The organism is Monashia sp. HAY1-11D (assembly GCF_056868035.1).
On record NZ_CP200320.1, the window covers coordinates 2,427,758 to 2,440,830 of the forward strand.

Genomic DNA, 13,073 nt, shown 5'->3' on the forward strand with positions numbered 1-13,073 from the left:
CATGTCCGCCGACCCGACGCCGATCCCGGTCAACCCGGCCGCGCTGCCCACCCCGCGGGGCTACTCGCACGGCACCCTGAGCGGCAACACGCTCTACCTCGGCGGGCAGACCGCCCTCGACGCCGACATGCAGATCGTCCCGGGCGGGATCGTCGCCCAGTTCCGGCAGGCGTTCTCCAACGTCCTCGCGACCCTCGCCGAGGCGGGCGGCCGGCCGGAGGACCTCGTGAGCATCACGATCTACCTCACCGACATCCCGGACTACCAGGCCCACGGCCGCGAGATCGGACAGGTGTGGCGCGAGCTGGCCGGGCCCGTGTACCCCGCGATGGCCGGCATCGGCACGACCGGCTTGTGGCAGCCCGAGGCCCTCATCGAGATCGTCGGCGTCGCCGTCATCCCCGACGAGCGGCTCCGGCCTGGTCGGTGACGAAGTCGTGGGCGGGCCCCGACAGCATGGCGTGCAGCGCGAAGAAGGTCTCCGCCGCCCGGGTGCCTGACCAGTCGGGCGGCAGCAGGTCCGTCGGCAGCCCGGGGTCGAGGTAGGGCAGGCGGCGCCAGGCGGTCAGGGCGCGGAGGTGGTCGGCGAACGCGGCGGGCCCGACCGGCACGTGCGGCTGCTCGGCCCAGGCCCGGCGGGCCGGCTCGTAGGAATCGAGGAAGTCCGCGTAGAGCAGCTCGAGCGCGCCCAGGTCCCACCACCGGGCCACCTTGTCGGCCGGTTCGCCGAACGCGAGGTACTCCGCCCGGAACAGGTCGACGTACGGTTCCAGGCCGTCGCCGAGCAGGACCTCCCGGGCGTCGTCGGCCAGGTGTCCGGGAGCGATCCACACACCCGAGGACACCGTGCCGAAGCCCAGCCAGGACAGGCGGGACCGGAGCGCGTGGCGCTTCTGGCGTTCGGACTCGGGCACCGAGAAGACGACGACGACCCAGTGGTGCGCGTGCTGTCGGCGCGGCGCGAAGATGCGCCGGTCGCCGACCTCGAGCAGCCGGCGCGCGTAGTCGGACAGGGCGTACCCGGCGGCGCCGTCGCGGCGCTCGGCCTCGACGATGCCGCGACGCTTGAGGCGGGACAGGGACGAGCGGACGGCCTGCTCGTCGACGCCGGCGGCGCCCATGAGGCGGATCAGCGCGCTGACGCTGATCCAGCCGCCGAGCTCGCGGACGTAGAGGCCCAACAGGGTGACGATGAGCGCGCGAGGCGGTAGGGGACCCCGTTCCGTACCGCCGTCGAGTTCCGTCGTCACGGGGGCACAGTATCGGGACCCGGCCACGCCCTCGTGTGACGACCTCGTGGGCCTCAGGCGCTCAGCCGACCGCCACGGACGAGCGAGCCTCGGTCACGACCTCGTGGCCGCAGCGCGCGCAGCACCAGCCGGTCTGCCGCCTGAGGTAGTGGTGCCCGGACCGGCCGCAGTGGGCGCCGGCCGCGGAGACCGTCGCGGGAGCGAGCATCGCCACCGTCCGGTCCTGCACCGCGCGGCGGCCGGCGTGGTGGCGAGCCCTGCCGACGAGCAGCCCGACCAGGACGGCCAGGACGGCCATGGAAACGACGACCGACGGAACCATGAGAGCGTTCATGCCTGCTCGACCCCCAACTGTGCGTGGTCCTGCCGGACCGGTGACCGGAAGCGCGATGTCCTGCTTCCTTCCCATCACGATGCCGGTCCAACTGCAACGCCGCCGTGAGCGACCCCCGAAGAAGTGCACAAGAACGACGCAAGACCTTCGGTGCCCGTTGCCGTTCTGCTGCAGGTGTTCTCGTCGGCCACGGACACCGCCCGCTCGGCGCACGTGTGCCGCCGACGGGGCTCGGCGGCACACGGGTCGGACCGCAGGGGTCGACGGGGGCTCAGGCGGCGCCCCCCCGGCCTCAGGCCTCCTCGACGATCGGCCTCGGCGCGGCGGACCGTCGGGTCGGGTGCGTCGGCGCTGCCTCACCCGCGGCGATGCGCCGGATGCGGTCGCGGGCGAGCAACCAGCCTCCGGCGAGCAGCGGGACGATGACGGCGAGCGAGGCGACCGTCCACGTGCCGACGGGGCGGTCGAAGGCCATGAGGACGATGACCGCGGCGAGGAACCCGAGGGTGAGCCACCCGGTGAACGGCGACCCGAAGAGGCGGAACGAGGGCCGCACGAGCCGGCCCGCCCGCGCCCAGGCGACGAGCCGCATCTGGCACAGCACGATCATCCCCCACGCGGCGACGATGCCGAGGGCCGCGACGTTGAGGACGATCTCGAAGGCCTGGGCCGGCACGAGCGCGTTGAGCAGGACACCGACGAGGGCGACCGCGGCGGTGATGACGATGCCGCCGTAGGGCACGCCGCCGCGGCTCATCCGTCCGGCGAACTGCGGCGCCGAGCCGGAGAACGCCATCGAGCGCATGATGCGGCCCGTCGAGTAGAGGCCGGCGTTGAGCGAGGACAGCGCTGCGGTGAGGACGACGAGGTTCATCGCGGTGTCGACCCCCTCGACGCCGATCGACCCGAAGAAGGTGACGAACGGGCTCTCGCCGGCCTTGTAGGCCGTGTACGGCAGCAGGAGCGAGAGCAGCACGACGGACCCGACGTAGAAGACGATGATGCGCACGATGACCGTGTTGATCGCCTTGGGGATGACGACGCGGGCGTTCTCGGCCTCGCCCGCAGCCGTGCCGACGAGCTCGATCGAGGCGTAGGCGAAGACGACGCCCTGCACGACGACGACCGCGGGCAGGACGCCGTGCGGGAAGATGCCACCGTTGGCGCCGAGCAGGCCCAGCCCCGGGTGGTGGCCGGCGACCGGCGTGCCGAAGAAGAGGAACCACAGCCCGACCGCGAGGAAGATGACGAGCGCGGCCACCTTGACCAGGGCGAACCAGAACTCGAGCTCGCCGAAGACCTTGACGTTGACGAGGTTGAGGCCGAGGACGAGCACGAGTGCGCCGAGGGCGAAGGCCCACTGCGGGACGCTCGCGATGGGTGCCCAGTACCGCGCGAAGAAGTTCATGTAGAGCGCGACGGCCGTCACGTCGACGACGGCGGTCGTGGCCCACACGAGCCAGTACATCCACCCCGTGACGAACGCCGCCTTCTCGCCGTAGAACTCGCGGGCGTAGGACACGAACGAGCCCGACGAGGGCCGGTGGAGCACGAGCTCGCCGAGAGCGCGCAGGATGAGGAAGGCGAAGAAGCCGCACACCGCGTACGTCAGGGCGAGCGACGGCCCTGCGGCCTCGAGGCGTCCCCCGGCACCGAGGAACAGGCCCGTCCCGATGGCACCGCCGATCGCGATCATCCGGATCTGCCGGGGCTTGAGGGACTTGTGGTAGCCGCTCTGCTCGCGGTCGGTCAGCGAGCCGTCCGCCGCCGGTGCGTTCGGCGGAGCGGACGGTGGCTGGGTTCTGGTCGTTCTTCCAGGCATGCTCGTCATTGGGCGCCTTTCTGTGACAGGAGAATCCGGAGGGGAGCGTGCGACCGGCGGCCGACGCCGTTGGCGTGTGGACCTCGCCGCGTCAGACGGGCTGCGGGCGGGAGTCGGGCAGGTTGGCGAGCCGCTCCGGCCGGATGAGCTCCTCGAGCTCGTCGGCCGACAGCAGACCCCGTTCGAGCACGAGCTCGGCGACGCCGCGCCCGGTGAGCAGCGCCTCGGTCGCCACGGACGTCGCGGCCGCGTACCCGATGTGCGGGTTGAGCGCCGTCACCAGGCCGATCGACCCCGCGACGGAGGCGCGCAGCCGGTCGGCGTTGACGGTGATGTCGTCGACGCACCGGTCGGCCAGCACGCGGCACGCGTTGCCGAGGTGGGTGATGCTGCGGTTGAGGCTGTGAACGATGACCGGCTCGAAGGCGTTGAGCTGCAGCTGACCACCCTCGGCGGCGAGGGTCACCGTGACGTCGTTGCCGATGACCTCGTACGCGACCTGGTTGACGACCTCCGGGATCACTGGGTTGACCTTGCCGGGCATGATCGACGACCCCGACTGCACGGCAGGCAGGTTCAGCTCCGCCAGTCCGCTTCGCGGCCCCGACGAGAGCAGCCGCAGGTCGTTGCAGATCTTCGACAGCTTGACGGCGACCCGCTTGAGCACGCCGGACAGGTGGACGAAGGCGCCGACGTCGGCCGTGGCCTCGATGAGGTCGGGGCTCGTCGTCAGCGGCAGGGCCGTGATCTCGGCGAGGTGGCGGCGCGCCGACTCGGCGTAGCCCGCGGGAGCGTTGAGCCCGGTGCCGATGGCCGTCGCGCCGAGGTTGATCTCGTGGAGCAGGGTGCCGGCCTCGGCGAGACGGTCGCGGTCCTCGGCCAGCGTCACCGCGTACGCGGCGAACTCCTGCCCGACGGTCATCGGCACGGCGTCCTGCAGCTGCGTGCGCCCCATCTTGACGACGTCGTGGAACTCGACGGCCTTCCGGCGGAAGGCCGCGACGAGGTGGTCGACCGACGCGAGCAGGTCGGCGAGGGCGCGGATCGTCGCGATGTTCGCGGCCGTCGGGTAGACGTCGTTGGTCGACTGGCTGAGGTTGACGTGGTCGTTCGGGTGGAGCACCGCGTAGTCGCCGCGCGCCGCGCCGAGCAGCTCGAGGGCCCGGTTGGCGATGACCTCGTTGGCGTTCATGTTCGTCGACGTGCCGGCGCCACCCTGGATGGCGTCGACGACGAACTGGTCCGCGAGCCGGCCGTCCAGGATCTCGAGGCAGGCGGCTTCGATGGCGCCGCAGCGCCGCTCGTCGAGCAACCCGAGGTCGCGGTTGGCGCGGGCCGCCGCGAGCTTGACGGCGGCGAGCCCGCGCACGAGGTACGGGTTGCCGGCGATGGTCTCGCCGGTGATGGGGAAGTTCTCGACGGCGCGGAGCGTGTGGACGCCCCAGTAGGCGTCGTCGGGGACGTCGCGGTCTCCGAGCAGGTCGTGTTCGGTGCGGGGCATGGTTCCTCCTGGCGGGGCGGGCAGGCGAGCGGTGCTGCGGGGTGGGAACGCGGGGGGTCTGGCGGGCCGGCACCGAGGGGCGCGGCGCCGGGGGTGACGCGTCAGCGGGGGAGCGCGGTGAGCGTCGAGACGACCTCGTCGCCGTGGGTCGCCGAGGTGCTGCCGAAGGGCGCGAGGGCGGCGACGAGGGACTCGTGACCACCCGCGGCCGCGAGGGCCGCCACCGCCACCGGCATCCGGGCGCGGTCCGCGCCGTCGGCGATCTTGACCGCCACCCCGGTGCCGTCCGGCAGGCCGAGCAGCTGCACGCCCTCGGCCCCGTCCTTGGCGACGAGTCCCGGCGCGACCACCATCGCGTCGGTGACGTCGCGTGCGCTGCCCCCGACGAGGTGGGGGTGGGCGCGCATGGCCGACGCGACGCGTCCCTCGGCGCTCGCGGCGTCGGCCGCAGCGAGCCGGCCGTAGGCCCGGGCGACGGCCGGAAGGGTCATGCCCACCACGGGCATGCCACAGCCGTCGGTCGCCACCGGACCCGTCCGCTCCGCGCCGAGCTCGTCAAGCGTGTCGCGGATGGCCACCTGGACGGGGTGGCGCGGGTCGAGGTAGGTGTCCGTCGGCCACCCGGCGACGACGCACGCGGCGAGCACGAGGGCGTGGTTGCCCGAGCAGTTCTGCACGAGCCGGCTGCGTCGGCCGCCGGCCGCGAGCAGGGCCTCGCGCTCCGGGGTCCCGTACGGCAGGTCGGGGAGGTTGGCGAGGTCGCCCTCGCCGAGACCGTGGTCGGCGAGGAGGCGGCTCACGGCCGCCACGTGCTCTGGCCCGCCGGAGTGGCTCGCCGAGGCGACGGCGAGCAGCTCGGCGTCCGCCTGCACACCCAGCCGTAGTGCGGCGACCGCCTGCAGGGGCTTGAGCGCGGAACGCGGGTAGACGGGGCAGGTCCCGTCGCCGGTGAGGAGGACCGTGCTCCCGTCGGCGCGCGTCACGGCCGCGGAGCCGTGGTGCACCGACTCGACCAGCGCCCCCCGCCGCAGCACCGCCACGGGGACGTGGGCGGGCATCGACGCCGACGCCGGCGCGTCGTCGCGCGACATCTGTAAGGCTGTCAGGCTGTAAGACAGGTTGGCCACGCGGAGACGATAGGGAAGGCGACCGTCGCCGGTCAAGGCTTCCGGTGGACCTTTCTGCCGTGAGGCGCGCGTTCAGGCGTCGCGCGGGTCGTCGGCGAAGAACCGCGCCACGGCGTCCTCGACCGACGAGAGGTGCTCGCGCATCGCCGTCGCCGCTCGCTCGGACGAGCCCGCCGCGATGGCCGAGACGATGCGGCGGTGCTCGGCGTCCGACTCCTCGCGGCGGCCCTCGAGGGAGTTCAACATGCCCGACTGGCTCGCCATGGCGTCCCGGATCTCGGTCACGACGGACGCGAAGACCCGGTTGCGGCTCGCCTTGGCCACCACCTGGTGGAAGGCGGCGTCGAGGTCCACCCACCGCGCGAAGTCACGTTCGTCGGCCATCCGGTCGACGAGCTCGGTCAGGCGCGCCAGCTCCTCGTCGGTGCGGCGGGTCGCGGCGAGCGCGGCCGCGGGCACCTCGACGTGTGGCCGGGCCTCCTGCAGCTCGCGGGCGGAGTACCGGCCCAGGGGCGCCTCCGCCGACGGGGCGCGCGAGACGACGAAGGTGCCGCGGCCGACACGCGTCTCGGTCAGGCCGAGCACCGCGCACGCCTTGAGCGCCTCGCGGACGACCGGGCGGCTCACCGCGAACCGGGTGGCGAGCGTGCCCTCTGCCTCGAGGCGGCTGCCGACCGGGAAGGTGCCGTCCTCGATGGCCTCGCGCAGCTGCCGGAAGACGTGGTCGACGGCGCCGGACGGCCGGTACGGCTGCCCCGCGGTCCACGTCACGGCGCTCTCCACGGTCGCCATCCTAGGTCGGGCCGTGGAGGGCGCGCGGGAGCGCTGCTACGTGACGACGGCGAAGCCGCCGGTCCAGGGCACCTTCTCGCCGGCGGCGAGGGTGATCTGGAGGAAGCCGAGCGCCTCGAGCTCGCGCGCTCGGCGCAGCGACCCCGCATCGATGGCGGCGAGCCCACCGGACGAGACGATGTCGGCCACGACGGCCTTGGCCTCGGCGTCGTCGCCGGCGATGAGGACCGTCGTGGGCAGGTCCCCGAGCCGACCCGCGACGAGCGTGCCGGCGAAGGTGGTGTTGAACGCCTTGACCACGCGCGAGTCCGGCAGCGCGGCGGCGATCTCGGCGGTGGCCGACGCGTCCGGAGGGACGGTGAGCGAGTCGAACGTCTCGACGTCGAGCGGGTTGGTGATGTCCACGACGATCCTGCCCGCAAGGTCGGCCCCGCGGGCGGCGAGGACCTCCGAGACGGCCGGGTAGGGCACCGCCAGGACCACGACCTCGGCGCCCCCGTCGAGGTCGTCCTGTCGTCCGACGAGCTGCACGGTGTGCTCGCCGCGTTCGGCGACCGACGCGATCGCCTGCCCCATGTTCCCTGTTCCGATGATGGAGATCTGCGTCATGGAAGCGCTCCTGCCTGGTGGCGGTCCTGGTGCGCGATGCCTCCCTGCGACGATACGCCCGGGCCGGGCGGGGGCCGATGCCGCGCGGAGGCGCCGGGGCGCCGGGGCGCCGGGGCGCCGGGATGCGCGGGGATGCGCCGGCAGGCGGCGGTCGTGTTCGCGCGGGACGGAGCGCGGGTATCTGCGTCGCATCGGACGAGATCGCCAGGAGGGCCCGTGTCCATCGAACCCAGCAGCGAGTCGACGCCGGCGCACGTCGAGGAGCTCGCGCTCGTGCGCCACGGCGAGAGCGTGGGCAACGTGGCCGATGCCGAGGCACGCCGACGGGGCGCCGGCCGCCTGGAAGCTCGAGACGCGCGACCCCGACACGCCCCTGTCCGAGCGGGGGGAGCAGCAGGCCGCGGTCCTGGCCCGGACGGTCGCCGGCTGGGACGAGGACGAGCGGCCGGAGGTCGTCCTCAGCTCCCCGTACGCGCGCGCCGCGCAGACGGCTCGGCTCGTGACCCGACCGCTCGGGCTCGACGCGCGCCTCGACGAGCGCCTGCGGGAGCGGGACCTCGGTGTCTTCGACGGACTCACCGGCGCCGGCATCCGCGAGACGTACCCCGAGGAGGCCGAGCGTCGTGCCCGCCTCGGCAAGTTCTACTACCGCCCTCCGGGCGGGGAGAGCTGGACGGACGTCGCCCTGAGAGTGCGTCACGTCCTCGTCGACCTGGCCTCGATGCGCGCCGGCCGGCGGGTGTGGGTCTTCACGCACCAGGCCGTCATCATGAGCTTCCGCCTCGTGCTCGAAGGTCTGGACGAGCAGCGCCTGCTCGAGCTGGACCGCAACGAACCCCTCGGGAACTGCTCGCTCACGCGCTACCGGCGCGGGGACGACGGGCGGTTCGAGCTCGTCTCGTTCGCCGACACCGCCCACCTCGCGGCCTCGGAGGCCGAGGAGACCCACGAGGCCGCACCGCCCGACGGCGGCCAGAGCCATGCCTCGTGAGACGCCACGCCCCGTCGACGTCGACGTGCTGCGCGACTGGCCGCTGCCGGCGCCCGACGGGGACAAGACGGACCGGGGCACCGTGCTCGTCGTCGGGGGCTCCCGCCAGACCCCCGGGGCCGTCGTCCTGGCGGCCGAGGCGGCCCTGCGGGTGGGTGCCGGCAAGGTGCAGGTCGCCACGGCGGCGGACGCGGCGTCCGCCCTGGGCGTGGCCGTGCCGGAGGCCTTCGTCGAGCCGCTGCCGGTGCTCGCCTCGGGTGAGCTGGCGGTCGCCGGCGCGGACCGCATCCTCGAGCTGGCCTCCCGGGTCGAGGTCGTGCTGCTGGGCCCGGGGCTCAGGGACCCCGACTGCGCCAGGCTGCTCCTCGAGCGGGTGGTGCCTCGGCTCGACGCCCCCGTCGTCATCGACGCCCTCGGGACGGCCTACCTGACTGGCAACCTGGACGGCGTGCGCCACCTGGAGGGCCGAGTCCTCTTGACCCCCAACGTCACCGAGCTGGCATCGACCCTCCGGGTGCCGCGCTCCGAGCTCGGGAAGGACCCGGTCGACGCTGCGCGCCGGCTCGCGGAGGCGACGGGTGCCGTGGTGCTCGGCGGGGGAGAGGTGTCGTGCATCGTCACCCCACAGGGCGAGGCGTGGCGGGACGACGGGGGCTCCCCGGGCCTGGGAACGGCCGGGTCCGGCGACGTGAAGGCCGGCGCCGTGGCGGGGCTCATGGCGCGCGGCGCCGACCCCGCGCAGGCGGCGGTCTGGGCCACCTGGGCCCACAGCCGCGCCGGGGAGCGCCTCGACGGGGAGGCGCCGGGCTTCCTCGCGCGCGACCTGTCCCTCGCCATCGCGCGCGAGCTGGCCGGCGTCACGCGGACGTCGGGCGGCGGCTGAGCAGCCGGACCCGGCCGAGCCGGTGGTCTCGCGCTCGGGGCCCTGAGCTCAGGCGTGCGGGTCGCTCGGCAGGGTGAGCACCTCGGCACCGTCGCTCGTGATGGCGACCGTGTGCTCGCTGTGCGCGGTCCGGCAACCGGTCACGCTGCGCAGCGTCCATCCGTCGGCGTCCGTGACGAGCTGCGCCGTGTCGGCCATGACCCACGGCTCGAGCGCGAGCAGCAGTCCCGGTCGGAGCCGGTACCCGCGCCCCGGGCGCCCCATGTTGGCGACGTGCGGGTCCTGATGCATCGTCGACCCGACACCGTGACCGCCGAACTCGGTGTTGACCTGGTACCCCGCCGCCTGGAGCGTCGAGCCGATGGCGTGCGAGACGTCGCCGATATGGGCTCCGGGTCTGGCGGCCGCGACCGCGGCCGCCAGGGCGCGCTCCGTGGCCCGGACCAGGGCGAGGCTCTCGGCGGGCCGCGCCTGCCCGACGACGAAGCTGATGGCCGAGTCGGCGACCACCCCGTCCAGCGAGACGGCGAGATCGAGCGAGAGCAGGTCACCGTCGACGAGGGCGTGGTCGTGCGGGAGCCCGTGCGGGACGGCGTCGTTGACCGAGGTGCAGATGTAGTGGCCGAACGGTCCGCGCCCGAACGAGGGCGCGTAGTCGACGTAGCAGGAGTGCGCTCCCGCCTCGAGGATCATCGCCTCGGCCCAGGCGTCGATGTCGAGGAGGTTGGTGCCCACGGTGGTCCGGCGCCTCAGCGTCTGGAGGATGTCGGCCACGAGGGCGCCGACCGCCCGTGCCCGGGAGAGCTGGCTGCGGTCGAGGATCTCGATCATGCGGCACCTTCCACGTGGGTCCGACGACTGTCCGGCCCCATTCGACCAGACCGCGCCCCCTCGTCGGGCACCGGCGCTCCCAGCCGCTTCCCAGACTCTGCTGACGGAGTCTTGACCGAGCGGGGTCGTAGCGCGGCCGCCTCGCGGCTCGTTGTCACGGCGAGCGGGAGCCCGGTGTTCTCGCCCGATTGGTGGTCCCACCACACGCCTCGGGGGCGTCGCCTCTACACGAGCCAGGAGAACGCATGCTGTCACCGATGTCCGGCAGGGTCCGCTCCCGCACCCTGCCACTCCTCGCGGCCGCCACCCTGACCGGGGGGCTCGTCGCCGCCGCACCGGCGCTCGCCGCCACCCCCGACAGCGGTTCGGTGTCCGACACGAGCACGAGCACCCAGTGGACCGCCGGGCCGTTCGCCGTCCCCAACGTCACCGGCACCACGGGCGACGTGACGTGCGGTCCGGGCCTGTGCGACGACTTCGCGCTCCACGTGTCGACGCCGAGCGACTACGGCACGACGCACCAGCTGACGATCAAGGTCGGCTGGGCCACCGCCGCCGCCGACTTCGACGTCTACCTCCTCGACGCCAACGGTGCGGTCGTCGCGTCGGCGGCATCGAGCGCCGACCCCGAGGTCATCGTCGCGCCGCCCACGAGCGGCGACTACACCGTGCGGATCGTCCCCTTCGCCCCGCTCGGTGAGACCGTCACCGGCACCGCGACGCTGACCGACGTGCCGGCCAACCCGGCGCCGGGCACGGCGACGCCGCCGACCTTCAGCCAGTACGGGGCCCCGGAGTCCTTCGGCCGCGCCCACGACGCCGGCGAGCCCTCGATCGGCGCCGCCCACACCACCGGGGCGACCTTCTACCAGGCGTTGTACGACACGTACCGGGCCACCTGGGACGACACCGTGACTCCCTCGAAGGTGACGTGGTCGGACGTGTCGGCGACGCCGGCCAAGGGCTGCCTCACGGGCGGCTCGACCTCGCTCGACCCGATCGGGTTCACCGACCCGAAGACGGGCCGCGTCTTCGAGAGCCAGCTCGCGGGCAAGACCTCGCTGATGTGCTACTCCGACGACGAGGGCCGGACCTGGTCACCCAGCCAGGGTGGTGGCCTCAACTCCGGGGTCGACCACCAGACCGTCGGCGGAGGCGCCTACTCCCCGAACGGGACCGGAGCCCTTCCGACGTCGACCTATCCGAACGCCGTGTACTACTGCAGCCAGGACATCGCCGACGCCAGCTGTGCCGCGAGCCACGACGGCGGCGTCACCTTCGGGCCGGCCGTGCCGATGTACTCGCTGCTCGACTGCGGCGGCCTGCACGGGCACGTCAAGGTCGCCCCGGACGGCACCGTCTACGTGCCGAACAAGTCGTGTGGCGGCAACCAGGCCGTCGCGGTGTCCGAGGACGGTGGCACGACGTGGTCGGTCCGCAAGAACCCGGCCAGCACCGCGGGCGACTCCGACCCGAGCGTCGGCATCGGCGCCAAGGGCACGGTCTACCTCGGCTACCAGGCCGCCGACGGGACGCCACGAGTGGCGGTGAGCCGCGACAAGGGCCGGACGTGGACCGACGACCAGAACGTCGGCGCCGGCCTCGGCATCCACAACACCGTCTTCCCGGCCGTCGTCGCCGGTGACGACGACCGGGCGTCCTTCGCCTTCATCGGCACGACGACCCCCGGCAACTACCAGGACGCGGCGAACTTCACCGGCGTCTGGCACCTCTACGTCTCGACGACGTACGACGGTGGCAGGAGCTGGGTCACCGTCGACACCACCCCGAGCGACCCCGTCCAGCGCGGCTCGATCTGCACCGGCGGCACGACGTGCGGCAACGACCGCAACCTGCTCGACTTCATGGACGTCACGGTGGACCGCACCGGTCGGGTCGAGGTCGGGTACGCCGACGGCTGCACCGGCGCCTGTGCCCAGCCGGGTGGGGCGCAGAACTTCGACGCCTACGCCACCATCGCGCGCCAGCAGTCCGGCGCCACGCTGTACTCGGCCTTCGACGCCCTGCCGAACCTGACGCCCACGACATTGTCGGTGGCGAGGACCGGCGGGCTCTACGCCACGAGCACGACCGTCGCGAACACCGGCCGGGCCGCGGCCACCGGCGTCACGACCCGGCTGTTCGTCGACGGCGTGAACGTCGCGACGTCCGCACCGACCGACGTCGCGGCGGGACGCTCGACGAACGTGACGTTCCCCGGTGTGCGCCTCGCCAAGGGAACCCACACGGTGGTCGTCGTGGCCGACCCGGACGGCCACGTCCGCGAGTCGGACGAGACCGACAACCGGCGCCAGACGCAGGTCCTCCGGTGAGCCCGGGGACGCCGGCTCGCGGGGGCGCCGTCGTCGCGGCGCTCATGGCGCTGACGCTCCTGTCCGCCTGCGGCGAGGACGAGCTGGAGGCCGCCGTGGCGCAACCCGGCACCGGCGCGTCCCCGGCTGCGATGGTCTGCGCCAGGGACGCGAAGCCCGTCGACCTGCCGGACGGGTTCCCCCAGCAGGCGACGTTGCCCGCCGGCTACGTCGTCACCGGTGTCCAGGCCCGTAGCGGTGGGCGAACCGTGGTCACGGCCGTCTCCCCGACGTCCTTCGAGCAGACGCTCGCCGACATGCAGCGCGCCTACTCCACCCGCGGCTGGACGGCATCGGACGGGGAGGTCGAGGAGCGGGACGCGGAGTCCGACTTCGGCGGCAACGGTCTCCGCGGCCGGTGGGCCATCCGGCAGATCCCGGACTGCACCGGCAACACCGCGGTCAGCGTGCTCATCGGGACGTGAGGCCCGCAGGTGGCGGGGCGTCGCGCCCCCACACCCCCGACCCCCGCCACCTGCGCCCACCTCGCCGGCCGCCGCGCCGGCGTGGCAACCGCGCCGCCGTGGCAACCGCGCCACGGCGGCGTGCGTTTGCCGGACG

General features: G+C 73.6%; 13 protein-coding genes. 5 read left to right on the plus strand and 8 right to left on the minus strand.

Features of this window, described 5'->3' with window-relative positions:
- Position 1 precedes the first annotated feature (1 nt).
- The gene (locus AC1VM9_RS11205) at positions 2–430 is read left to right on the plus strand and encodes a RidA family protein (RefSeq protein WP_481343515.1); all 429 of its coding nucleotides are present in this window, start codon (positions 2–4) and stop codon (positions 428–430) included.
- On the opposite strand, the gene AC1VM9_RS11210 is transcribed toward AC1VM9_RS11205, so the two are convergent.
- The 7 genes from AC1VM9_RS11210 to AC1VM9_RS11240 form a co-directional block, all read right to left on the minus strand.
- On the minus strand, positions 396–1,250 hold the full coding sequence (locus AC1VM9_RS11210) for a PaaX family transcriptional regulator (protein ID WP_481346176.1): 855 nt from the start codon (positions 1,248–1,250) through the stop codon (positions 396–398). The genes AC1VM9_RS11205 and AC1VM9_RS11210 overlap by 35 nt on opposite strands.
- A gap of 61 nt (positions 1,251–1,311) precedes the next feature.
- Positions 1,312–1,584, minus strand: coding sequence for a hypothetical protein (locus tag AC1VM9_RS11215; RefSeq protein WP_483122684.1), 273 nt, complete (start codon positions 1,582–1,584; stop codon positions 1,312–1,314).
- Positions 1,585–1,876: 292 nt separating this feature from the next.
- Positions 1,877–3,406 carry an amino acid permease gene (locus AC1VM9_RS11220; RefSeq protein WP_481343518.1) on the minus strand — a complete coding sequence of 510 codons (1,530 nt, stop codon included), beginning with the start codon at positions 3,404–3,406 and terminating at the stop codon, positions 1,877–1,879.
- A gap of 91 nt (positions 3,407–3,497) precedes the next feature.
- Entirely contained in the window at positions 3,498–4,907 is a 1,410-nt protein-coding gene (locus AC1VM9_RS11225) for an aspartate ammonia-lyase (RefSeq protein ID WP_481343519.1), read from the minus strand.
- 101 nt (positions 4,908–5,008) lie between these two features.
- Positions 5,009–6,034, minus strand: coding sequence for an asparaginase (locus AC1VM9_RS11230; RefSeq protein ID WP_483122686.1), 1,026 nt, complete (start codon positions 6,032–6,034; stop codon positions 5,009–5,011).
- A 72-nt stretch (positions 6,035–6,106) separates the two neighbouring features.
- A complete protein-coding gene (locus AC1VM9_RS11235; RefSeq protein ID WP_481342914.1) occupies positions 6,107–6,817 on the minus strand; it encodes a FadR/GntR family transcriptional regulator in 711 nt (236 codons plus the stop codon).
- Between the two features lie 45 nt (positions 6,818–6,862).
- On the minus strand, positions 6,863–7,435 hold the full coding sequence (locus tag AC1VM9_RS11240; protein WP_483122687.1) for an NADPH-dependent F420 reductase: 573 nt from the start codon (positions 7,433–7,435) through the stop codon (positions 6,863–6,865).
- A gap of 307 nt (positions 7,436–7,742) precedes the next feature.
- Here AC1VM9_RS11240 and AC1VM9_RS11245 point away from each other — a divergent pair, with 307 nt between their 5' ends.
- The gene (locus AC1VM9_RS11245; RefSeq protein WP_483122689.1) at positions 7,743–8,426 is read left to right on the plus strand and encodes a histidine phosphatase family protein; all 684 of its coding nucleotides are present in this window, start codon (positions 7,743–7,745) and stop codon (positions 8,424–8,426) included.
- Positions 8,416–9,309, plus strand: a complete 894-nt coding sequence (locus AC1VM9_RS11250) for an NAD(P)H-hydrate dehydratase (protein WP_483122690.1) — start codon at positions 8,416–8,418, stop codon at positions 9,307–9,309. Before AC1VM9_RS11245 ends, AC1VM9_RS11250 begins: the two co-directional genes overlap by 11 nt.
- Positions 9,310–9,357: 48 nt before the next feature.
- Here AC1VM9_RS11250 and map read toward each other — a convergent pair whose 3' ends face one another.
- A complete protein-coding gene (map, locus tag AC1VM9_RS11255) occupies positions 9,358–10,140 on the minus strand; it encodes a type I methionyl aminopeptidase (RefSeq protein ID WP_483122691.1) in 783 nt (260 codons plus the stop codon).
- Between the two features lie 245 nt (positions 10,141–10,385).
- Here map and AC1VM9_RS11260 point away from each other — a divergent pair, with 245 nt between their 5' ends.
- A complete protein-coding gene (locus AC1VM9_RS11260) occupies positions 10,386–12,473 on the plus strand; it encodes a CARDB domain-containing protein (protein WP_483122693.1) in 2,088 nt (695 codons plus the stop codon).
- Complete coding sequence (locus AC1VM9_RS11265; RefSeq protein ID WP_483122694.1) at positions 12,470–12,937, plus strand: hypothetical protein; 468 nt, start codon at positions 12,470–12,472, stop codon at positions 12,935–12,937. The genes AC1VM9_RS11260 and AC1VM9_RS11265 overlap by 4 nt, the downstream gene beginning before the upstream one ends.
- The last annotated feature ends 136 nt before the right edge of the window (positions 12,938–13,073 follow it).

Coding starts and splice junctions, on each gene's coding strand:
- AC1VM9_RS11205 (WP_481343515.1), top strand. CDS start 2: ATGTCCGCCGACCCGACGCCGATCCCGGTCAACCCGGCCGCGCTGCCC.
- AC1VM9_RS11215 (WP_483122684.1), bottom strand. CDS start 1,584: ATGAACGCTCTCATGGTTCCGTCGGTCGTCGTTTCCATGGCCGTCCTG.
- AC1VM9_RS11220 (WP_481343518.1), bottom strand. CDS start 3,406: ATGCCTGGAAGAACGACCAGAACCCAGCCACCGTCCGCTCCGCCGAAC.
- AC1VM9_RS11225 (WP_481343519.1), bottom strand. CDS start 4,907: ATGCCCCGCACCGAACACGACCTGCTCGGAGACCGCGACGTCCCCGAC.
- AC1VM9_RS11240 (WP_483122687.1), bottom strand. CDS start 7,435: ATGACGCAGATCTCCATCATCGGAACAGGGAACATGGGGCAGGCGATC.
- AC1VM9_RS11245 (WP_483122689.1), top strand. CDS start 7,743: ATGCCGAGGCACGCCGACGGGGCGCCGGCCGCCTGGAAGCTCGAGACG.
- AC1VM9_RS11250 (WP_483122690.1), top strand. CDS start 8,416: ATGCCTCGTGAGACGCCACGCCCCGTCGACGTCGACGTGCTGCGCGAC.
- map (WP_483122691.1), bottom strand. CDS start 10,140: ATGATCGAGATCCTCGACCGCAGCCAGCTCTCCCGGGCACGGGCGGTC.
- AC1VM9_RS11260 (WP_483122693.1), top strand. CDS start 10,386: ATGCTGTCACCGATGTCCGGCAGGGTCCGCTCCCGCACCCTGCCACTC.